This is a genomic window from Terriglobales bacterium (assembly GCA_035561515.1).
Classification (GTDB): domain Bacteria; phylum Acidobacteriota; class Terriglobia; order Terriglobales; family Acidobacteriaceae; genus DATMXP01.
Genome location: DATMXP010000009.1, coordinates 148,882 through 170,494 on the forward strand (window position 1 = coordinate 148,882; position 21,613 = coordinate 170,494).

At 57.5% G+C, this 21,613-nt stretch carries 23 protein-coding genes; 9 read left to right on the forward strand and 14 right to left on the reverse strand.

All coding sequences use genetic code 11. The features are described from left to right. The first annotated feature begins 115 nt into the window (after positions 1 to 115). The gene (locus VN577_04140) at positions 116 to 487 is read left to right on the forward strand and encodes a response regulator (GenBank protein HWR13993.1); all 372 of its coding nucleotides are present in this window, start codon (positions 116 to 118) and stop codon (positions 485 to 487) included. Here VN577_04140 and VN577_04145 read toward each other — a convergent pair. From VN577_04145 to VN577_04165, 5 genes are all read right to left on the reverse strand, one after another. Next, a complete protein-coding gene (locus VN577_04145) occupies positions 484 to 1,125 on the reverse strand; it encodes a hypothetical protein (GenBank protein ID HWR13994.1) in 642 nt (213 codons plus the stop codon). The two genes, VN577_04140 and VN577_04145, sit on opposite strands and share 4 nt — an antisense overlap. A gap of 79 nt (positions 1,126 to 1,204) precedes the next feature. After that, positions 1,205 to 1,744, reverse strand: a complete 540-nt coding sequence (locus VN577_04150) for a sigma-70 family RNA polymerase sigma factor (protein ID HWR13995.1) — start codon at positions 1,742 to 1,744, stop codon at positions 1,205 to 1,207. 112 nt (positions 1,745 to 1,856) lie between these two features. Beyond that, entirely contained in the window at positions 1,857 to 2,159 is a 303-nt protein-coding gene (locus tag VN577_04155; protein ID HWR13996.1) for a GlsB/YeaQ/YmgE family stress response membrane protein, read from the reverse strand. Between the two features lie 103 nt (positions 2,160 to 2,262). Further along, positions 2,263 to 3,054 carry an SDR family oxidoreductase gene (locus VN577_04160; GenBank protein HWR13997.1) on the reverse strand — a complete coding sequence of 264 codons (792 nt, stop codon included), beginning with the start codon at positions 3,052 to 3,054 and terminating at the stop codon, positions 2,263 to 2,265. Next, positions 3,055 to 3,987, reverse strand: a complete 933-nt coding sequence (locus VN577_04165; protein HWR13998.1) for a mechanosensitive ion channel family protein — start codon at positions 3,985 to 3,987, stop codon at positions 3,055 to 3,057. It abuts the gene before it with no gap. A 93-nt stretch (positions 3,988 to 4,080) separates the two neighbouring features. On the opposite strand from VN577_04165, the gene VN577_04170 reads away from it, so the two are divergent. Together VN577_04170 and VN577_04175 are read left to right on the forward strand one after the other, a co-directional pair. Beyond that, on the forward strand, positions 4,081 to 4,479 hold the full coding sequence (locus VN577_04170; GenBank protein HWR13999.1) for a hypothetical protein: 399 nt from the start codon (positions 4,081 to 4,083) through the stop codon (positions 4,477 to 4,479). Positions 4,480 to 4,609: 130 nt separating this feature from the next. Beyond that, positions 4,610 to 5,497 carry a hypothetical protein gene (locus VN577_04175; protein HWR14000.1) on the forward strand — a complete coding sequence of 296 codons (888 nt, stop codon included), beginning with the start codon at positions 4,610 to 4,612 and terminating at the stop codon, positions 5,495 to 5,497. A gap of 6 nt (positions 5,498 to 5,503) precedes the next feature. Here the strand turns inward: VN577_04175 and VN577_04180 are convergent, their stop codons facing one another. Next, the gene (locus VN577_04180) at positions 5,504 to 6,544 is read right to left on the reverse strand and encodes a UDP-N-acetylmuramate dehydrogenase (GenBank protein ID HWR14001.1); all 1,041 of its coding nucleotides are present in this window, start codon (positions 6,542 to 6,544) and stop codon (positions 5,504 to 5,506) included. A 106-nt stretch (positions 6,545 to 6,650) separates the two neighbouring features. Between VN577_04180 and VN577_04185 the strand changes: the two genes are divergently transcribed. Next, positions 6,651 to 7,076 (forward strand): BrxA/BrxB family bacilliredoxin, encoded by a 426-nt coding sequence (locus VN577_04185; GenBank protein ID HWR14002.1) that lies wholly within the window; start codon positions 6,651 to 6,653, stop codon positions 7,074 to 7,076. A 47-nt stretch (positions 7,077 to 7,123) separates the two neighbouring features. On the opposite strand, the gene queF is transcribed toward VN577_04185, so the two are convergent. After that, complete coding sequence (gene queF / locus VN577_04190; protein ID HWR14003.1) at positions 7,124 to 7,531, reverse strand: preQ(1) synthase; 408 nt, start codon at positions 7,529 to 7,531, stop codon at positions 7,124 to 7,126. A gap of 88 nt (positions 7,532 to 7,619) precedes the next feature. Here queF and ribD point away from each other — a divergent pair, with 88 nt between their 5' ends. Both ribD and VN577_04200 read left to right on the forward strand, forming a co-directional pair. Next, positions 7,620 to 8,783, forward strand: a complete 1,164-nt coding sequence (gene ribD / locus VN577_04195; GenBank protein ID HWR14004.1) for a bifunctional diaminohydroxyphosphoribosylaminopyrimidine deaminase/5-amino-6-(5-phosphoribosylamino)uracil reductase RibD — start codon at positions 7,620 to 7,622, stop codon at positions 8,781 to 8,783. Between the two features lie 6 nt (positions 8,784 to 8,789). After that, positions 8,790 to 9,437, forward strand: a complete 648-nt coding sequence (locus tag VN577_04200; protein ID HWR14005.1) for a riboflavin synthase — start codon at positions 8,790 to 8,792, stop codon at positions 9,435 to 9,437. Between the two features lie 48 nt (positions 9,438 to 9,485). Here the strand turns inward: VN577_04200 and VN577_04205 are convergent, their stop codons facing one another. From VN577_04205 to VN577_04225, 5 genes are all read right to left on the reverse strand, one after another. Continuing rightward, complete coding sequence (locus VN577_04205; GenBank protein HWR14006.1) at positions 9,486 to 9,890, reverse strand: PPOX class F420-dependent oxidoreductase; 405 nt, start codon at positions 9,888 to 9,890, stop codon at positions 9,486 to 9,488. 56 nt (positions 9,891 to 9,946) lie between these two features. After that, positions 9,947 to 10,522, reverse strand: coding sequence for a hypothetical protein (locus tag VN577_04210; GenBank protein ID HWR14007.1), 576 nt, complete (start codon positions 10,520 to 10,522; stop codon positions 9,947 to 9,949). Continuing rightward, positions 10,519 to 11,934 (reverse strand): N-acetylmuramoyl-L-alanine amidase, encoded by a 1,416-nt coding sequence (locus VN577_04215; GenBank protein ID HWR14008.1) that lies wholly within the window; start codon positions 11,932 to 11,934, stop codon positions 10,519 to 10,521. The genes VN577_04210 and VN577_04215 overlap by 4 nt, the downstream gene beginning before the upstream one ends. Before the next feature lie 36 nt (positions 11,935 to 11,970). Further along, positions 11,971 to 13,740, reverse strand: a complete 1,770-nt coding sequence (locus VN577_04220) for an asparagine synthase-related protein (protein HWR14009.1) — start codon at positions 13,738 to 13,740, stop codon at positions 11,971 to 11,973. Positions 13,741 to 14,035: 295 nt separating this feature from the next. Further along, on the reverse strand, positions 14,036 to 15,214 hold the full coding sequence (locus tag VN577_04225) for an acetyl-CoA C-acetyltransferase (GenBank protein HWR14010.1): 1,179 nt from the start codon (positions 15,212 to 15,214) through the stop codon (positions 14,036 to 14,038). A gap of 69 nt (positions 15,215 to 15,283) precedes the next feature. On the opposite strand from VN577_04225, the gene rlmB reads away from it, so the two are divergent. From rlmB to VN577_04240, 3 genes are read left to right on the forward strand one after another with little or no spacing between them, the layout of a single operon-like run. After that, complete coding sequence (gene rlmB / locus VN577_04230; GenBank protein HWR14011.1) at positions 15,284 to 16,036, forward strand: 23S rRNA (guanosine(2251)-2'-O)-methyltransferase RlmB; 753 nt, start codon at positions 15,284 to 15,286, stop codon at positions 16,034 to 16,036. Further along, on the forward strand, positions 16,036 to 17,754 hold the full coding sequence (locus tag VN577_04235) for a hypothetical protein (protein HWR14012.1): 1,719 nt from the start codon (positions 16,036 to 16,038) through the stop codon (positions 17,752 to 17,754). Before rlmB ends, VN577_04235 begins: the two co-directional genes overlap by 1 nt. Positions 17,755 to 17,805: 51 nt before the next feature. Next, positions 17,806 to 19,236 (forward strand): MBL fold metallo-hydrolase, encoded by a 1,431-nt coding sequence (locus VN577_04240; GenBank protein HWR14013.1) that lies wholly within the window; start codon positions 17,806 to 17,808, stop codon positions 19,234 to 19,236. Positions 19,237 to 19,242: 6 nt separating this feature from the next. Here VN577_04240 and VN577_04245 read toward each other — a convergent pair whose 3' ends face one another. Both VN577_04245 and VN577_04250 read right to left on the reverse strand, forming a co-directional pair. Continuing rightward, positions 19,243 to 21,129: a TonB family protein gene (locus VN577_04245; protein ID HWR14014.1), complete on the reverse strand. Its 1,887-nt coding sequence runs from the start codon at positions 21,127 to 21,129 to the stop codon at positions 19,243 to 19,245. A 41-nt stretch (positions 21,130 to 21,170) separates the two neighbouring features. Further along, positions 21,171 to 21,368, reverse strand: coding sequence for a hypothetical protein (locus VN577_04250; protein HWR14015.1), 198 nt, complete (start codon positions 21,366 to 21,368; stop codon positions 21,171 to 21,173). Between the last annotated feature and the right edge of the window lie 245 nt (positions 21,369 to 21,613).

Sequence of the window (21,613 nt, forward strand, 5' to 3'; positions counted from 1 at the left end):
GGGTTGGCCTCGCTACGGACTGTTCCAAAAGGGGAATACTCTATAATTCTTTTTGGGGCGTGAAAATCCGAGTTGCTCCTCAACTGAATCTTGCATCCAACAACGTGCTACAAAGATGACGACTGCGCAGCCTAAACCAAAAGTGTTGGTGGTAGACGACGAGCGGGTGATAGCCGATACTTTGGCTATCATCTTGAATCAGCATGGGTTTGACGCGGCTGCCGTTTACACAGGCACAGCCGCCGTCGAGCGCGCCAAAGACGTTCGCCCCGATCTCGTGATCAGCGACGTCATCATGCCCGACATGAACGGCATTGACGCGGCCATCCACATCCGCAAGTTCCTTCCCAGCTGCAAGATACTGCTGTTTTCAGGACAGGCCGCTACTGCGGATCTGCTGGAAAATGCCCGCGCGCAGGGACACGAGTTCGAGATCCTGGCGAAGCCGGTGCATCCTCAAGACTTGTTGTCGAAATTGAAGGGCTAGAACCGCGACGCGCCCGCACAGTCGGCTAGTTCCCGCAACACATTGAAAACATTGTTTCCCATCGCGCTCTGGGGCGCCAGGCACCGGAGTGGCACCGTTGCGGAAAGATGCGGGGAATTGCGCCGGAAGCTCACGGACAGGAAGTCACTGTCCCGCGACGCAACCAGTGCGTTGATCATCGAAGTAATGTCACGCTCCCACTCTTGCCGGGTAGTAATCACAAATGGCCCGATGGTCTCGATGGAACTGTGTTCCGGGTCGATCTTTGTGCTCCGGCGAGTCCGCCCACACCAGCGCTGATTGTGGACTTCCAGGTTGAAGGCGGGGGGAATATCGAGGTCTGCCTCAAAAGTTGCGAGCTCCTGCCGGTTGCGGAGCTTGCTGACTAACCAGTGCAAGGCAAATTCCCGTGGGAGCAGTTTCACCACGATCAACGAATGCTGGAAGATATTAGGCGCCAGCCGCAATCTGACCTGGAATTGCGAAGCAGAGCTCCAATGCACACCCACAATCTGGGCATGACCGGAAAACGCGGTTTTGATCCAGAGAAGAACTTCGGCCGCCTGGCGCCGGTTGTAGCGGGAAAAGGCAATGTACCATCCTGTCACCAGGATCAAGCCCGCGAGAATCTCCAGCACTACGGTCCCCAAGACAACCACGTCCGTTGAGATGCGTCAGGAACTGACGCCAGATGTCAGGTTTAGCGACTCGGTCGCATCAGTTGTGAACAGCTGATTTCGACTTACAGCGGCAGTCAATGCAGCCATGGGTTGCACAACTCCCGCAGGTGGTCTGGATCTGTTTCCGGAGGGCTTGCCGGGCACGATGTACCCTCACCCCGGCGTTGTTTTCCGAGATGCCGGATCCCTCTGCCAGGTGCCGGAGCGATTTTTCCTGGATGTCCACCAGGCTGAGCGCCTCGCGATATTCCGGTTTCAGTGACTCCATCACCGGCCAGAGACACTGGCAGATCTCGTTTCGGATCTCAGGGGCGGGTTCCACAGCATCCCCGAACTCACGGGCAAGGTTCTCGGCTTTGCGCGCTTCCGACGCGTTTTTCCGGTAATGGTCGATGATGGCGTTCCGGAGTACACGATAAAACCAGGCCACCACCGATTCCGTGTCACGGATCGTGTCACCCTGCTCCACGCTGCGAACAAAGGCCGATTGCACGATGTCTTCAGCATCTTCGGCCGAGGTCACATGCTTGCGCACGAAAGAGACGAACGCCTTCCGGTTTTCGAGTAACGCTTGCAATGGAACGCCTGAGTCGGGTGTCATCAGGCCATTGGACTACGAGGAAGCAATGGAGGATTCAGGTTTTGGAGCGGAACCGGTCTAGGCCTCCGCTCCAAGAACGCAAGCTTTCTTATGCTGCCCAGCGGTCGCGGTCGACCACTGTCCCGGTTGTGCGACGTCGGCCAACTACCATCCGGTAGATCGCAAGTAGCAGAATGGCCCCGCCGATGGCCAGAGCAAAGCTGCCGATGCTCCAGTCATTCACGCCGGAGCTGCCCCAAAGGGCACTGCCAATCCATCCGCCAATCACGGCGCCAACTATGCCTAGCACAATCGTGACAATCCATCCGCCTGGGTCGCGTCCCGGCATCAACAGTTTGGCGATCGCCCCGGCAATCAAACCGAAGATGATCCAGCCGATTATGGCTCCCATGTTTCCTCCCGCAGTTTTGGTGTCGTTCTAGACTTGGAGTTAGGAAGTTCGGGTGGGGGATGGCTCAATTCGAGAGCTGCCGAATGTGGCTGGATATGGAAAGCTACAGAACGCCTCGATACGACCCACCATCTACCAGGATCGTTTGGCCCGTAACGTTGGAAGCTCGTTCCGATGCGAGCCAGACAATAACGTCGGCAACTTCTTCCGGCGTGCCGACCCGCTTTAGGGACGTATCGGCTGCCCAACTTTCAAAGATTTCCGTTTCCGGGATTCCGGTGGCCTCGGACCTGGCCGAAGCAATTTCCTTCAGTCGTGCCGTGGCGGTGTATCCGGGCCCCACGCTGTTGAAGAGAATCCCGTCCTTCCCAAACTCCAGGGATAGGCTCTTCAGCAGGGCGGATACGGAAGGGCGCAATGCGTTCGAGTACACAAGGTTGGGGATTGGCTGCTTGGATGAAACTGATGTGATGGCAAGGAAGCGGCCCCAGTGTGCCTTCTGCATGTGGGGAATCACGGCTCGGGCAAAGTGCACGACGCTCAGGAAGTTGCTCTCGTACGCACGTTGCCATTCTTCCGGCGTAGTCTCTAGAAATCCACGCGACGGCGGCCCGCCGGAATTAGCGACACAAATATCGATTCGCCCGTAGCGCTCATACGTGCTCTCTACCAGTTCCGTGACCGCTTGGGCGTTGGTGAGATCGACGGCCTGCGCGAGGATATCCGTTCGATGCTGCCGATGAATCTGCGCCGCGGCGGCGACAATGCGCTCCTCGCTTCGTGAGCAGATCGTCAACTTCACGCCTTCGGCGGCAAGAGCGTACGCAACGGCATGCCCGAGTCCCTGGCTCGCAGCTGCAACAATCGCCACCCTGTCCCGCAGACCGGTTTCCATCTAGGCTTTCCTGGAAGCTTCTCCCGCATCCACCACGTACATCCGGCCTGGCCCGCCGGGCTGGATATTGTTTTTCTGGAAGCAGCCTTTCACGCGCTGACGTAAGTCGCGGGTCACCTGGTACTGCTTTCCCGGACGCGTCTTCACGAGCATCAGGTAATCGACATCGCCCCCGCTGATGCGATCGATTCCCGGCACTTCGGGGGCCGACACGAGCAAGTCGCGCAACTCCGGCGCATTCCACATCTCCTCGGCGATGTCGCGCAGCAACTTGATCACTCGCTCGCTGTCCTCGCTGTAGGCCACTGTGATGTGCAGCGCCACCTGGGTCCAGTCGCGGGTGAGATTTGAGACCATCTTGATCTCGCTGTTCGGAATTGTATGCACCGTCCCGTCGGCGTCGCGCAGGACGGTACGGCGTAGTGTCATGTCCTCGACGGTGCCTTGCGTGCCCCCGAGCTTCACCACGTCGCCGACGTCATATTGGTTCTCCAGCAGAATGAAGAAGCCGTTGATCACGTCTTTGACGAGAGTCTGTGCGCCGAACCCGATGGCTAGTCCCGCAACTCCGGCGGAAGCTATGAGTGGCTTCACGTCGATATTCAGCACGCCCAGGATCTGAATAAGAGCACTGAACGTGATCACGAAGATACCGACGCCCTTGATGACGCCTGCCAGCGTACTCAGTTGCTGCGAGCGAATTCCAGAGGGAAGTGCCTGCCGCTTGCTCAACGCGCGCATACGATGCGTGATCGTGCGCAGAAACCACAGCAGGACCAATGAAACCAGCAGGATGACCAGAATGCGCGGTATGTCGTGGCGAAGCAACTCGAGCGCGTCACTGCGCCACTGTTGCATCACTTCCTGCAGGTTATGCCACTCTTTTGTGGGCATGAGTCCGTTCAGGTCTATCAGTACGAGGGGCCCAGACATGCTTTCGGCGCGATTATAACAGCCGGGCTGCGGCGTAAGCGGGTTGCTCCTGAATCGTATAATCCAAACGGGTTCCTTTCATCGAGGTCAATCGTGCGCGCTATCTATCTGGCGATATTCCTTCTCTTCGTATCCAGCACCTTCATCCCGGCGTCGCAAAGATCACAGCCCAAAGCCGCCCATGTCGCCTCTGTTCGCTCTCCGGGTCCCCAGTTCGGACGCGACCGCAACCAGCAACAGGATGACGAGATTAAGCAGATTCGTGAACAGATGAAGAACTTGAACAAGGATCGCCAGAAGAAGTTGAAGGAAGATACCGACAAGCTTCTCGAACTGGCGACACAGCTCAAGGAATACGTCGACAAAACGAATGAAGACATCCTTTCACTCGACGTGATCAAGAAGGCAGAGGAGATCGAGAAACTGGCTAAGTCCGTCAAAGACAAGATGAAAACGTCATACAACATGCCCAAGCCGGTCCAACGGCCGTAGTCGTTGTTGCCGGGCTTCGGAAGGCAGGGGCATGGCGACCTTAATGGCCTTTCTCTCCGCGGCATGTAAACAATTGGTTGTGATACAAGTCACTGTACAGAAGCAATCGTACGGGCAAAATGAACTGAAATTGAAAGTCATTTTCAACATGGCACCCGGCATAGTGAAATCCCTTCCCGTCCTTATTCTTGCCATGGCGCTCGTGGCCGGCACAGCCTCTGCCCAGACCGCGTCTCCCCCACCATCCAGCGACACCCAGAAAGTCTCTGCCATTGAAGACAACAGCTTTCTGATCGAGGAAGCCTTCAATCAGGAACGTAACGTAATCCAGCACATCAGCACGTTTACTCGCGACTGGGACTCGAACACCTGGGCCTACTCCTTCACCCAGGAGTGGCCGTTCCCCGGAAGCCCCAAGCACCAGTTGAGCTATACCCTCGTCGCGTCGCACTCTGCCGACCATCCCGGCAGCGGCGGCGGTCTAGGCGATGTCGCCCTCAACTATCGTTACCAACTCGTGGGTGGTGGCGGACAGCGGTTCTCGTTCAGCCCGCGGTTCAGCCTGTTGCTGCCCACCGGCAACGCAATTTACGGCCGCGGTTCCGGAGGCATCGGCTACCAGGGGAATCTCCCATTCAGCATTTACCTCAATCGAAAGTTCATTACGCATATCAACGCCGGAACCACCATCATCCCCCATGCGAAGAACGAACTTGGAGACCGCGCTACCATCACCGGATGGAATCTTGGCCAAAGTCTGATCTGGCTCGCGCGCCCGAATTTCAACGTGATGATGGAAACAGCCTGGTACGGTTACGAGTCGGTGGTGGGGAAGAGCCAGACACAGCGCGGACACGATCTGCTTCTCTCGCCGGGCATTCGCTGGGCGCACAATTTGAAGAGTGGATTACAGATTGTTCCCGGCGTCGCCGTGCCGATCGGTGTGGGACCGAGTTCGGGGCAAAAAGGCGTCATCCTCTACTTGAGCTTTGAGCACGCCATCGGCCCTACCGACTAAAAGTAATCAAAGAAATACCGGCTCGGGTTTCAACTCGATCCCAAACTGGCCGGCGACAGCGCTTTGGATCTCATTCTTGAGAGCAATGATGTCGCTGGCCTTTGCGCCTCCGCGGTTCACGATCGCCAGCGAGTGCTTCCGGGAGATGCCTGCCGGACCACGTGTGTAGCCCTTCGCGAAGCCAGACTGTTCCACCAGCCACGCGGCAGGAATCTTCACCATGCCGTCACCGCCAGGGAAACTCGGCACTGTAATTCCACGCTTTTCAGCGATGCCCTGGACATCAGCGAACTTCTCGTTACTGACGATGGGATTCTTGAAGAACGACCCCGCGCTCCGGCAGTCGTCATCGCCTTCCACGATCAGCATCCCCTTGCGGTGGCGAATTTCGCGAACGGCTTTACGAACTTCAGCAAGTGAAGGCTTGCCCGATCCTCCGGCGAAATAGCTCTGCAAATCGCGATAAGCGATCTTCGGCTCACCTCCGGGGATCAGCGCGAATCGAACTCCGAGAATGATGAAGCGTCCTTTTTCCGTCGTGTTGAAGATGCTCGTGCGATAGCTGAATCCGCACTGTTCGGGCGTAAGCTCTCGGACAAGACCTGTCGTCAAATCGAGGGCATAAACCTGCTCGACAGTATCGGCGACTTCCTGGCCGTATGCTCCCACATTCTGAACCGGGGTTGCCCCCACGGTGCCAGGGATGCCGCTCAAGCACTCGAGGCCGGAGCAGTTGTCCTCCACCGTCTGCGCCACGAAGGTATCCCAATCTTCGCCGGCTCCCACCTGGAACAGGCGACGTTCGCGGTCGCCGCTTATGTCTGTGCCTCGAATCCCAATCTTGAGAACCACTCCCGGGTAGCCATCGTCCGACACAACAAGATTGCTTCCGCCCCCAAGCACAAACAGCGTCAGATTCTTCGATCGTGCGAAGTCCACTGCGTTGCGAACATCGGATTCAGAGAGTGCTTCGGCTAGGTATTTCGCCGGACCTCCAACGCCGAAAGTTGTATACGGTGCTAAGGGGACGTTTTCCTGTAGCTTCATCTCGCATCACTATACATCTTCAATACTGGCCATCCATGTTGCGAATCCCGAGTAAAATAGTGTTTAATTCGACCGGCAAACAAATAGAAGAGAATTGAGGGGTCATATGTATCCGGAAATCATGGTTATTCCAATGCGTGAGGAGTTGACTCGTATTGGAGTTCAGGAACTGCGGAATGCCGCTGATGTGGAACAGTTCATCAAGCGTCCCGGTGTCAGCTTGGTGGTGGTGAATTCAGTGTGCGGATGTGCCGCAGGACGTATGCGTCCGGCCGTGCGCATGGCCCTCGAGAGCACTGTGAAACCGGAGAACATCGGTACCGTTTTCGCCGGACAAGACCGCGACGCTACCGAAGCCGCAAGATCTCATTTCGGTGCATACCCGCCGACATCTCCTTCCATTGTCGTGATGCAGGACGGCAAGGTCCTCCACATGATGCAACGCAGCGACATCGAGCATCGCGACGCGCACGACATCGCAAACGAACTCACCAGGGTATTCGAAAAATTCTGCGGAGTTGCAAGCCGTTAGGCGCGGAATAGGTTCTCGGAGCCCGGAGTCGTTCCGGGCTCTTTGCTTTAGCGGCGTTTCTTGCGCGGCCAGTGCGCTTCTACGACTGTGCCCATACCTCCGCGTGGTCGGAAATCTCCAACCACCGTGCACCACACCGGTTTGCACGCCTTCACCACGTCTTCGAGGATGCGATTCGTCGCATTTTCCTGGAAGATTCCGATGTTGCGGTACGCCAGCATGTATTCCTTCAGCGACTTCATCTCCAGCAACAGTTTGTCTGGCATGTACGTGATCGTGATGGTGCCGAAGTCAGGCAGCCCCGTTTTCGGGCAAACCGACGTGAATTCCGGGTTATCCAACGTCACTTCGTAGCTTGGATAATGGTTGGGAAAAGTTTCAATCGAGGGCAGGGGCGCCTTCAGGCCCGACCTTGCGTGTTCTTCGGTATATGCTGCTGGTTTTTTGGGAGGCATTACGGCTCTATTGTAATAGCCCGAGCTTTCGGCAATTGTGACATTCCTCTCTAGCCCGATGCGCACTGCCTTTGCGACAATCAAATAAGTGCCTTCTAACCCTCAAGACGAACGATTCATGCGTGAGGCGCTTGACCTTGCCCGGCAGGGAATTGCACTGGCATCGCCGAATCCCTGCGTTGGAGCCGTTATCGTGGATGGCTCAGGTGCCGTCGTCGGCCGTGGCTTTCACACGTACGACGGACTGAAGCATGCTGAGGTGCTCGCGATGGAAGAAGCGGGCCCGAAGGCGAACGGGGCTACGCTCTATTTGAACCTCGAGCCTTGTTCTCACCAGGGACGCACCGGCCCCTGTGCGGATGCGGTCATCGCTGCCGGAATCAAGCGTGTAGTCACCGCGATCCAGGATCCCAATCCGGCAGTAAGCGGCAATGGATTTGCGAAGTTGCGCACGGCGGGAATCGAAGTGAACGTCGGCTTGCTCGAAGAGGAAGCGCGATATCTGAATGAGGGTTTCGCAAAATTTGTGCGCACGAAACTTCCTCTCATTACCCTCAAGTCGGGGATGACGCTCGACGGTAAGATCGCTCCTCCGCCAGGAGAATCGGAAACACCAACTGCCCTCGGAGCGGCCGTAACCACTAGCGGTTGGATCACCAGTGAAGAGGCACGCGCACACGTTCAGGTTTTGCGCCACCAGGTGGATGCCATCCTAGTGGGTGTCGGCACCGTCATCGCCGATGATCCATTGCTCACCGACCGTACCAGTCTTCCGCGCCGCCGAAGATTGCTGAGAGTCGTGCTGGATTCTCGCTTGCGCCTGCCGCTGGAATCGCGCCTCGTGGTGACCGCCCGCGAGGACGTACTCGTTTTCTGCTCATTTGCGGAAGAGAAACGCAAGGCCGAGTTGGAGAAACGCGGAGTGCAGGTGGTACAAGTACCCATGGCGAGAGAGGCCGGGCATCCCGATTTCGCGGAAGTTATGCGGCATCTCGGCGAACAGCAGATCACCAGCGTTCTCGTGGAAGGCGGCGCAAACGTGAATTGGGTGGCGCTCGCATCCGGCTTGGTCGATAAAATATTTTTGTACTACGCGCCGAAAATTCTTGGCGGTACCGGATCCATATCATTCGCCGGTGGGCGCGGCTTCCGTAACATCACCGATGCCGCCCAGGTCAGGCGAGTGCGTCTGCATCGCTTCGGCGAAGATTTCGCCGTCGAAGGTTATTTGAAAGATCCTTATACGGAGTAAGCAATCATGTTCACCGGAATCGTGGAAGAAACAGGCAAAGTCACAAAGATAGAACCGACGGGCGGAACCCGCAGGCTGACGGTCACGTCCAAGCAGTTGTCGAAAGAACTAAAACTCGGAGATAGCATCGCTGTCAGTGGCGTCTGCCTCACGGCAGTCCGGATCAATCCGGGAGTTTCGTTCGGGGCTGATTTGGCAGATGAAACCTGGGTGCGCACGTCCTTTTCTCGCATCTCCGAAGGGGCCGAGGTGAATCTCGAACTTCCCATGAAAGCTGACGGTCGTTTCGGCGGTCACGTTGTTCAGGGTCATGTAGACGGCACCGGCAAGTTCATGGGGCTGGAGCCAATTGCGGGCGCCCAGGATTACTGGATGCACATCGAGATTCCCGCTGAGATGATGAAGTACGTCGTCTACAAGGGCTCAATCGCGGTCGAGGGAATCAGCTTGACCGTGGCGAAGATCGAAGGCCAGCATCTGACCATCGCGATCATTCCGCACACGACCGAAGCGACAAACTTGAAGTCGCTGAAGCCCGGCGACCCAGTCAACCTTGAAACCGACATCATCGCAAAGTACGTAGAGAAGATGATGGGCGGTGAGCGCGTCCAGGGCGCAATGGATCTGGATCGGCTCGTCAGCCAGGGATTCTAGTAACCCGCAAACTGGAGCTGATATCACCTCGGCTCCAGTTTCACAAACTCATCCCCATCCGTGGACTTTTTCGGGCTTCACGATGTAGGTGACTCGGACTTCGTCCGGCGGGCCCGGATACACATCTTTACCCAGGTACTTCTTCGACAGTTTGTTGATCTGTTCGCGCGCGCCTTCCTGCGTGATGTCCGTGACTCGTCCTCGAATCTCAACATACCGGTAAGAATTCTCTGGATCCATGATGGAAAGCGTTACGCGCGGGTCTCGCCGGATATTCAGGTCTTTCTGTCGTCCACGCGCGGAGTTAATGATGATGTTCTTGCCATCGAAGTCGAACCACACTGGTGTCACCTGTGGACGCCCATCGGGCATGATCGTCGCCAGATGAGCGAATGCCACCTTGTTTAAGAGGAGATCCGCGTACTTCTCAGGAATCGAAACGGCTTCAGCCATCGAGCCTCCTTCCGTCCGCTGAACTTAAAGATGCGTCCGATTGCAAAACGTTTCGCTCACTCTGTCTGCCATTGCAGATCGGTGCTGTAGAAATTGGTCAAGTCCGCGTGCCCCGCCAGCGTCTCTCGCTCGTGACCGTCCACGATCAATTTCAGCTCGGAGATTCCAGGGACATTCGCCGCCAGCGTCTTCGCTATGGAAGCCATCGTTAGTTCCTCGACGAGCACACCACTCCGGTGCTGATCTGCAAAAATCCCATTCACGTCCACGATGGCCCGCTTGCCTTCGATCAGGAATACTTCCGTGACATCCGCCCCGGCGCCGATCTGATGTGCTGAATTCTTGTCCTGCCAGGCGGAGATGAGCAACCGCAGAACTTCGCGAGCGCGGGCAGTCTTTTCGGACGGCAGGTTCGCGTTCACTTCGCGCTGCAAAAGAATTCCGCGTGCGTCGTCAGGTGTGAACAGGACTACTTTTTCCGCTGTCCCGGCGACAGGAGGCGCAACCGGCCTCGCGTCGGCCTTCTGCTGAAGTTCCAACGCTTCCCGGCGGAGGTGATATCCGTAAACGCCCATAGCCACCACGGCCACCAGCAGCAGCGCAATCGTGATCAACAAGTTGCGGGGCATCATCGGGAAGCCTCCAGGCTCGGCCGCAGGTTCGCGATGCTCGCTCCAATCGCGCTGGCAATTGCCTGCTGGTACACCGCCGACGTCAGTCCCTGCACCGAATCCTGCGGCGGGGCAACTTCGATCGCTACCGCCGGTTTCGCGATATTTCGCAGCGGCCTCAAACTGGCTTCCAGCGGCGAGCCACGGATACGCCGCGTTTCGAGCTCCGTTATCAGGCTTGCAGCCACCGTGTGGCTTAGGTCCAGATATTTCGCCTGTGCCAGGTTCCACGGCAGGAATCCGTGATCCGGCAGATGGATTGGCGAACTGAATCGTGCCGTAAAGAGCCGTACGCCGGTGCCGAGTGTATCGGCATGCACGGCGATATAGAGTCCCGCACGCGAGGTGTTGGCTGCGATTGCGCGCTGATCGATAGTTAGGTTCGTATCGCTGTCTCGCAGTAGGATCCCCGAAATCCCGCGCTGTTCCAGGTCTGCGCGGATGCGACGCGCGATGGCAAGGGCAACATCTTTTTCAAACAGTCCGCCCCCAAGCGCAGCGCCGGGATCATTGCCACCGTGCGCCGGATCGATGACCACCACGAACCTCGGTGCCGAAGGAGCGGCCGGACCTGTCGGCGCTGGAGCGGTCGGAGTCGGCGTCGCAGCCGTGCCCGGTTGAATTGGAATTGCTGCCTGCGGCGGAGCACTCTGGGCAACGGTCGGTGGTGGCGTCAGCGTGATCGTTTTGTTTCCATCGCTGAAGGTCACCAGCACGGAGCTACTGGTATTGAATGTCAATTCAGCAGCGCCGTTGATTTCCGTGAACAGAACCCGTGAAATGGTCGCATCATCGAGCGACATTGGATTCTGTGCTGCCGGCACCAGCGGTTCGCGCGTGAACGTCAGCCGAACTCGCCCTGATTCGGTCGCCACGCTGGGGTTCACCGCAGAAGAGAAGTGCACCACCACCTTCGGCGGATTCCCCTTCTGCACCTCAACCGTGTACGTCGTCGAAACATCCGAGACAAACAGCCGGCGTGCATACTCATGCAGATCTGCTTTTAGTCCGGTGAACTGGGTCACCAGCAACGGTGCTGCGGCGACCGGCACATATCCACGCTGGTTCTGGCTCCAGAATGGTCCACTCAAGGTAATTTTCTTACCCCGCAGCTTGACTTCATTCGATCCGTCCGAGAATTCCGCCTCCACCTTCTTTCCGCCAGCTTGCGTTCGCAGCTTCCACTTCTTTCCATCGCGCTCCAGAGTCGTTTGACCGAACGGATCAAACAAATCCGTCACGCTGACGTATTCACGTCCATCGCGGTCCACCACCGGGGCGGAGAAAGTCAGTTGTGGCGTGAAGACTGCCAGCCGGTTTTCTTCGGCGGCAGGCGCCAGTGCCAGCAGAAGCAGCACGAGCCAGGCAATCAATTGTGGCCGATGTCTCAAACCGAAAGTTTAACAGCGTTACGCTTCCGCGGATTCCACCGTTTTGCGTATCCGCGACTTGCGCAGCCAGAGATTCAAGAGCCACGGACGCAATGTGCTCCACGTTTCATACTGCGTTGAAGGAAGGAACTCCTCCGGAAGCGAATTCACGTATTGCTTGATCAGCGGATCGATTCCAAACCTCTTCAGATCGCCGACAGCGATTCCGTTTGCCACCGGCACGGCAGTACCCGCCGTCGTCTTCGGTCGAAACCGAATGTCCTTCGGCAGCCGGTCCTTCATCGCCACCCGCAACAGCTCTTTATCCACACACCACGGAATCGGAGGTATCCCCAGCAGGAACTTCAACACCCGCAGGTCAAACATCGGATGCCGAACTTCCAGCGGAACTCCCGTGAACCCCGCCTCCTGCAACCAGAACAGTTGCTCCCACCCCGGAGACATCAAGACTCGGTATGCCTCCGGACGCATCGTCTCAGGCACTCTTGTCAACCGATGTGCCTCAACCCACCGTTCTTCCAGATCGCATTGCTTCACAAACTCCGGATTCAACCACCCGGGAATGCGACCCGGATCGGGATCGCCTTTACGCCGTAGCGCCGTCCGCAAACCTACATTCGGCAACTTGCCATGCCTGAGCACATACAACAGGGAAGAAGCCAGCAGGGAAATCGCCTTCGCCGATCGTAGCGACTTCCTCACAAACTCCGCCGACGGATACAATCCCGGATCCCCTCCATACCCGCTCAGCGCCGCCGGGCTAAACTCCGCAACCTTGCTGAAGAAGTCGTTTCCACTTTGGGGAAACAAATCCATGCTGGGTTCAGGCTTCCGATGCGGCAACTCGTCCCATCCGGCAAACGGCTGATACGCCTCTTGATGATGTTGAACCAGAGGGATTCCAAGCGCATCGGCCGCGATCTTCGAGAACCGCTTCTCCGGGTCCGGCCCATTCGCTTCCGAGATGAGCGTGAAAGCCGCCACATCACGGCCCTGTGCCTTCGCCAGTGCCGCAACGGAAGTCGAATCTAGGCCGCCGCTCATCATTACGGCCACGCGTGCGTGATCACGAACTCGATCTTGAACGGCAACCTTCAGCAGCTCGACATAGTGTTCAACGTATTCGGAAGAACTCCTGAACCGTGTCACGCAATCCGTAGGAAGTGTCCAGTAGCGCTCAAGCTTCAAGCCACGGTTCAGGGTTAAAAGGTGCGCCGGAGGCAATCGCAGGACATCGCGATAACTCGTTGCGCTCGTATCCTGTATGTGATCGAACAACAGGAAGTCCGCCAGGGCGATCTCGTTCAACTCGTCCGAGACCTCCGGATGTGCGATGACACATTCGATCGTGTTGCTGATGATCAGCGCCGACTTCGTTACCGCGTAGAAAAGAGGTTTGATCCCGAAGTGGTCGCGTGCGCAGAGAAGCTCATTCCTCTTCGAATCGAAGACTACGAAGGCGAAGTCGCCCAGCAAATGCCCAACGCATCCGCGCTCCCACTTTCGGTAAGCCTCAGCGATGACCCGCGCATCCGAAAGCTCGCCAGCCCCTACTCCAATCTCCTGTCGCGCATCCAGTCGGATATCCCCCAGCACCGTTATCTCACCGGACACCGCAACCTCGCGCGTGCTTGCGTCGGGCCAGCCGACTGCAAACCCAGCTTCACCATTGACCCACGTCTCCTGCCGGACGCAAGCTCGCGCTTGCATCTCCTTCGACATACGCGCGAGCACGTCTCGGTCGACGGCCGATCCGTCCAGGTTGATAACCGCAAGGAATCCATTCACGGGAGCACTTGCGAGGACTATAACGCAGGCGAGTGGGAGAAGTGCAATCCTCGATGTGCAATGTTTTGCAGTAAGTTACCGCCAATTACTCAAGTAAGCGGCTTGTAAGTTGCTGAATCTGCGTTCGTTGATGACCGCTCACTTTGGCTTGCCGATTGCCCTTAGGATGGGTGTCATCTGAACACTCTGCCATGCGGCTCCGACTGAGTTCGACAAGCCTATCCACCAGCTAGGCTGCGAAACCGGATAGAGCTTCGATAAGACCCGTCATCTAACCAGATGACGGGTTAATTTTTTACGTCGCGTTCTCGATCGCCAGCGCCATCCCCATTCCTCCGCTGACGCACAACGTCGCCACGCCTCGCTTCGAGTTCCGCTTTAACATTTCATGGAGAAGCGTTACGGTGATGCGCGTTCCGGTGCATCCAATCGGATGCCCGAGTGCAATCGCGCCGCCGTTTACGTTCAAGCGGTCACGATCAAAATGCAGGTCCCGGTCGCAAGCCAGGACCTGCGCGGCAAAGGCTTCGTTCAGTTCAACCAAGTCGAAATCCTTCACCCCAAGCCCAATCTTCTTCTCGAGTTTCTGCATGGCGGGAACCGGACCAATTCCCATCGTCCTTGGATTCACTCCCGCCGACGCATACCCCACGATCCGTGCCAGTGGTTTCAAGCCGTTTCGTTTTACGAATTCGCCGCTCGCCAGCACCATCGCGGCTGCGCCATCCGTGATGCCGGATGAATTGCCCGCCGTGATGGTCCCCGTCTTTGAGAACACGGGGCCAAGCTTCGCCAGCTTTTCCATGCTCGCACCAGGGAAGGGATGTTCGTCCACTCCGAACACAGACTTACCCTTCTTCATCTCAAGGATTACTTCAACAATTTCATCCTTGAACCTTCCTGCCTTGATCGCGTTCTCCGCCTTCTGTTGCGAAGCGAGCGCAAACTGATCCTGCTCCTCCCGCCCTATCTTGTTCTCATCCGCCAGCACTTCGGCGGTTTCACCCATCACCATTTTTGCCATCGGACAGAAGAACCCGTCGCGATACATACCATCCACGAGTTCCTGGTTCCCCATGCGCAATCCCCAACGCGCCTCAAGGTAGTAGGGAAGTCGCGACATCGATTCCGTTCCCCCGGCGAGCACACACTCCCGGTCGCCGCTTGCGATTCCGTCATACGCAAGCGTCAAGCTTTTCATGCCTGACGCGCATGCCATGTTCACCGTGTAGGCTGGGACAGTTTCCGGAACGCCGCTGCGAATGGAAATCTGCCGCGCCACATTCGGACCACCGCCTGCCTGTCGTCCGTTGCCGAAAATCGTTTCTTCAACCTGATCGGCCGAAACCCCGGCGCGTTCGAGCGCGGCGCGTGCGGCTACCTCGCCCATATCGGCTGCGGAAAGAGATGCGAGCGATCCACCGAACTTGCCGATTGGCGTTCGCACAGCGGAAAGAATGAAAATGTCTGTCACAGAAAGAGTCTAGCAAAGGCCTTTCAGGTCAGCCGTTTATCGCACATTTGTGTTCTACTAGTGGAAGCAATGGCCGTCATCTTTGGAATCAATGCAGTCGTCGAAGCCCTGAAAGCCGGCGGACGCTCTTTCGACTACGTTGCCATCATGGCAGGACGTCGCGATGCCCGGGCCCAGGTCATTTTCGAAGCCGCACGGGATGCAGGCGTTCAAGTTCGTCAGGTATCGCGCGACCAGCTTGCTCGTCTCGCCAACACGCAATCGCATCAGGGCGTTGTCGCAATCACCTCAGAGAAGCAGTACAGCGATCTCGATGACCTCCTGGTCGAAAAGCGTGGCGCTCATCACTTCCTCCTCGTGCTCGACGGAGTCGAAGATCCTCACAACCTTGGCGCGATTATCCGCACCGCAGACGCAGCCGGAGCCGACGGAGTAGTCATCCCGGAACGGCGTGCTGCAGGCGTCACCGGCACTGTCACAAAAGCCTCAGCTGGCGCAAGCGAGTACATGCCCATCGCGCGGGTGACGAATGTAAATCGCACTCTGGAAGAACTGAAGGAGCGCAATGTCTGGACCATTGGTCTCGACGAGCGTGGTGACAAGAGCTACGACGAAGTGGACTACAACATGGATTGTGCGCTGGTCCTCGGCGCCGAGGGTGCGGGCCTCCACGAACACGTTCGCCGTAAGTGCGACTTCTTAATTTCCATCCCTATGCTGGGTCGCGTGCCGTCCCTGAATGTGTCCGTAGCCGCGGCGATCGTCATGTACGAAGTTGTCCGCCAACGGCGCAACCCGCTGTCGAAACCGAAAAAGTCCTGATGGCCTCGCTGTTCCGATTTCTGCTTCTCGTCTTGCTGCTGGCGCCGCTCGCTGCGGCCGCTTCGCTGGACCGAAACGCATTCACCTTCACAAAGTACGATCTTGAGGTGCGCACCAATCCCGAGGAAGCTGCCATCGCAGTCCGCGGGAATGTCACTCTCCGCAACGACACAGAGCATCCGCAGACGGTCGCGGTTCTCCAGGTATCGTCTACGTTCGACTGGCGCATGATTGAAGTCGGTGGCGCCCCGGTTCAGTACTTGCAGCAGCCCTTTGCGTCGGATATCGACCACACCGGCAAGCTTACGGAAGCTATTGTTACGTTGCCTCAACCCGTCCCGCCAAAGGGAACGGTCGTCCTTGATATCGGCTACAGCGGCACTATTCCGAAGGACGCAACCAGGCTTACACAGATTGGGGTTCCAGCGGCCCAGGCGCTGTCAAGCCAGTGGGATCGCATCGGTGCTGATTTCTCCGGGGTTCGAGGCATCGGACACGTTGCCTGGTATCCAATTGCGACTGAGGTTGGCAGGCTTTCCGATAACACGCTGTTTGATGTCATTGCCGGTTGGCAACGTCGCCAGTCGGCCAGCGTCCTGAAGACCCGCGTCTGTTGGATCACCGATGAAGATCGCTCCTACACCGTCGTGGCCAACGGAACCTTCGAAGGTATCGGTGGTGGCAGCAGTGCCGTCGAGGGTGCTCGTACCGGATGTACCAGTTACAGTTTTTCGCAGCTCTCCGAGACTGTTCCCACATTCGCCATCGCCCCTTTCGAAATGTTGTCACGCCCATCCATTTCGCTGTACTTCCTGACTGGCCATGATTCGGCCGCGTCTGACACGGCCATGGCCGCGGAAAAAGTTCAACCATGGCTTGAAGACTGGTTCGGGAAGGCGACAACAAAGATCCAGGTGGTTGAACTGCCGGATGCGGGTGATGCTCCGTTCGAATCAGGGGCCATACTCTTCACGCCGCTCAGCAGCAAAGACAAAAAGCTTACTGAGATACAGATGGCGCAGCAGCTTGCAATGGCTAGCGTGAACAGCCCACGCCGCTGGATTCGCGACGGCCTCTCGCAATTCGCACAGGCGCTTGTACGGGAACGTCAGGATGGAAGACGTTCGGCTCTGGCTTTCCTCGAAAGCCGCATGGCTCCGCTTGCTGCCGCCGAATTTCAGAATACCGAAAACACCAAGCCCTCCGGCGACGCTCGGCAAGCGCTCGTCTCCACTACCGACGAGGTTTACTTCCGCTTCAAGGCAATGTACGTGTGGTGGATGCTGCGCGACTTGATCGGCGATGTCGCGCTTCAGGCCGTGCTCAAGGACTACAAAGCCGATCAGGACAAGGATCCCTCGTACGTGCAGCGTCTCGTTGCCGCACATTCGAAGCGGGACTTGGAATGGTTTTTTGACGACTGGGTGTACCGCGACCGTGGCCTTCCCGACTTCAAGATCGCAAGCGCACCATCTCGCGAGACACTCAATAACTCCCATGTCGTCGCCGTGACGGTCGAGAACACCGGAGCCGTGGGCGCTGAAGTGTCTGTAACGGTGCACAGCGCGACCGGAGAAAAAAGCGTTCCCATGCTCGTTCGCGCCAGACAGAAAGAAATAACTCGCATCTCAGTACCGGGCAAACCGACTTCGGTGACCGTCAATGACGGAAGTGTCCCCGAAGCCGATCTGTCAAACAACAGTTTCGACGTGAAGTAGCGCCGTACATTTACAATTTCATTTCGTTCACACCAATATCGAGGTGAACTTTTGGCCTACATCCAGTTCTTAGGCGCCGCCGGTACCGTAACCGGTTCCAAGCATCTCATCAATACCACCAACGACGAACGCGGCAAGCAGGGATTCCAGGTGCTTGTCGACTGCGGTTTGTTTCAGGGCCCGAAGGAATGGCGCGAGCGTAATTGGGCCGATCCGCCGGTACCGCCGGAACAGATTGACGCCGTCATTCTGACGCACGCCCACCTTGATCACTCCGGCTGGATTCCGCGCCTCGTGAAGTGTGGCTATCGTGGTCCGATCTATGCCACGCCCGCCACCATCGATCTCTGCTCCATTCTCCTGCCGGATTCAGGCCACCTGCAGGAAGAAGACGCGGCCTTCCACAACAAACGGAAAACGTCGAAGCACTCGCCTGCATTGCCTCTTTACACCTTCGAGGAAGCGCAAAACTGCCTGCCTCAGTTTCGTCCGGTGAACTTCGGCGAAGAAGTCCAACTCCGTCCCGACTTCAGCTTCCGCTTCGTGCGCGCAGCGCACATCGTGGGATCGTCCATGGTCGAAGCGAAGGTAAAGTTGAACGGCGACTTCCGGCGCATGATGTTCACCGGAGATATCGGACGCGTGCGCGACTCGCAGGTCGCGCCGGGCCGTGTCGTCCGCTCCGGGCCCACCGAGGGACAAAGTACCGATCTGCTGGTGATGGAATCCACGTATGGCAATCGCGAGCATCCCAAGACTGATCCTCGCCCAGAATTGGCGCGCTTGATCCGCGAGACGGTCAAGCGTGGCGGCAGTGTCGTAGTTCCTGCTTTTGCCGTCGAGCGCACTCAGAAGTTTCTGTTCATGTTGAAGGAACTGATGGAGGCCGGAGAGATCCCGAAGGTTCCTGTCTTCGCCGATAGTCCCATGGCGATTGAAGCTGTCAAAATCTTTCTAAAGCACACCGAAGAGTTCAGCGATCAGACCAGGCAGTTGGTTGCGAAGCTCGGATCACCGCTGGAGTGGGAGGGTTTCACCTTCGCCAAGACTCCCGAAGAATCCAAGCGCATCAACGACGTGAAGTATCCCTGCATCATCGTTTCGTCGAGCGGCATGGTTGCCGGCGGACGCATCCTGCATCACCTCCTGCTCCGCCTGCCCGACCCGCGCAACCTCGTGTTGTTTATCGGATTTCAGTCACCCGGCACGCGCGGTGCCACCATTAAGAGCGGTGCAAGGGAAGTGAAGATTTTCGGAGAGTTTGTTCCCATCCGTGCGCAGGTCGCAGCCATCGAGCAGTTCAGCGATCACGCCGACACTGCGGAGCTTCTCGAATGGCTGGGGACCTTCCAGGGAAAGCCTGATCAGACTTTTCTGGTTCACGGCGAGCCTGAAGCTTCACGCCTGTTGCAGGCGGCGATCACGAAGACACTCGGTTGGAAGGTGGACATCGCGGAGTTCCGCGAAAAAGTTCACGTATAACTTTAGCTATTTCGGAAGCTTAAAAGTCACGCTGACGTTGGTATCAACGTCCTGAGGTTGTCCGTTCAGGCGGTACGGCTCGTATCGCCATTCACTGACGGCCCTGATCGCGGCCCCGGCCAGCACCGCGTTTCCTTTCACCCGGCGAATGTTCTCCACCGTTCCCAGCTTCGTGATTCGTATCGCGAGCACAACCTCACCCTCGTAACGTTGCTGCTTCGCGAATACCGGGTACACCGGGTTCACTTTCTGGATGAGCCTTCCACCGGTAAGACTGCTCGAGGACACGGAAAGCACGGGTGTGTTCGCGCTGGCGGGCAACTTCACGCTTCCCATGTTCGGGGACATGCTGATGCCCGTGATCGACGGTGCGCTGATCGGCCCGTCATCGCTTTGAAAGCTTTGTCGTCCCGGCGTCAGGATCAACCGATTGTCTTCCGCTGGCCTGCGTACCGAATCTTCGGCCACATGTTCCGGCTGCCTTGTCTTCGCTTCCGGACTCTTAGCAGAATCCCCAGTAGCCTGATTGGCAGCGTGGTTTTCCGCCGGCTGCGTCGCAGCCGGTTGCACGGGAGCCGCCGCGACCGGCTGGCTCGCCGCTTCAGAGGGCGGTATCACTTTAGGAGCATCCGTTGACGCCTTCTTCGAACGCCACGCAATGATGCCGAACACCAGCAGCAGTACAAACACGGCCGCGGGAATGATCACCATCATCCGGCTACGCGTCGTTTCCCTGGTCGCTTTGTGGAACGCCTCGTCCGCGAAGGGAATTGCCCCAAACATCGAAGTTACCGGCGTAGTTTCGACGGCTTCTTCCACGGGAGCTTCCGCCGGCAAACTTGCCATCGCCACCGGCTCCGGTCCTGACACCGCCTGCTTGAAGAGGTCGCCGATCTCAATGCTCTCAAGCGCCGACGTCCCGTCGGACTCCGGTTTGCTCGCTTCTTGCGCCGTCTTCACCGCAGTCGCAACCTCTGCGTTTAGCAACGACGGCTTCCGCTCTTTCACAACCTGTGGCACGATCGTTGGCTTTGCGACTTTATCCGCGTTTGTGAAAGCAAGCTCCGACGTCATCTCCGCGAGTCGCTCAAGCAGACTCGTGTGCTGCTCACCGTAAGCCCTGGGGTTCGGGGAAAAAGCTTCCAGCACCCCTCGCACGTCGCCGCCCTTCATCACCGGAATGATCAGCGACGACCTCAGGTTCAAGTCGCGGCAAACATCACGGTCCACCCGACGGTCCAGTTCTGTATCGTCGCAACGGACCGTCTTCGCCGTACGGATACACTCTCCCGTTAGCGCTGAACTTGCATCGATCTTCACGCCGGGTTCTGGCGCCAACCCCACACTGGCGCAGCACACCATATCGTCGGAGGTGCCCAGTGCTATGGCCGCGCCGTGGGACCCGGTGAACTCAATCACCTTTTCGACGATGAGTTGCAGTGAGCGTTCCAGGTCCAACCGATGAGCGGCAATCTGCGCTTTCACCTCGCGCACCCGGTCCAGCGTCGCCGCTTCCGAGCCGGATTCCATCGAGCCCTTTTGGATCGTCGATGCAGGCAGGGACTTCAACCAGCGCTTTAACTCGCCCGCGCTGCCGCCTTTCAGTTGATGTACCTTGATGCCGGCGCGGCCCTCATGGTCGTAGCGGGTCACCTGGCCCGTGCCTTCGATCTTGATCGACGAATCCGGAAGCGTGAACGAAAACTCAACGTCCGTTCCCACTTCCACCGAGTTCAGCACTTGCACACCAAGTCCTGACTCGCTCACGTCCATCATCAGCCCGAACCCCGCCGGTTCCATCTCCACCGGGATCAGGACGTGATCGAAAACCGAGTTACGTTGCGACTTTCTCCGTTCCGAAACTGCTGCCCGAGCTGTCGCCGATTCCGCCATTGCTATTGCTCCGCTGCCAACATTGGGTTGTTTATTTCTGCTCACGGAAAGTGTTTAACAGTGCCCGTTGGCCGCGCATCCGATTGGCTTGCGCTTGCCGCGGAAGCTACCGGCTTCGGGCCTGAATCCACACCCGCATTGTCCATGATCTTGATCGCCAATCTCAGCGCGTCGATTTCTTTCTGGAGTGTCTCCATCTGCTGTTCTTTCAGGCGAAGAACGTCGTGAATGCTTTGCATTTGTCCTCTTTAAGGTCAGGCCGGAAACCGGCTGGTGTGGTTGGAGCGAACGCATCCGCCCCAGCTGTGCTTAGTATGCTAACGGAGTACGGCCCAATTCGGCAGACCGAAATTAGCCCAAGCACAAAAATATTTCTACCTAGGGGATTGCCCTAGACATCGGCGTTACCGGCTACGCGTAAACTCCTGTAGTAGCTTCAACTTAGCCAGCGCTGCCCCCGATTCCAGCGATTCCACCCCCAGCC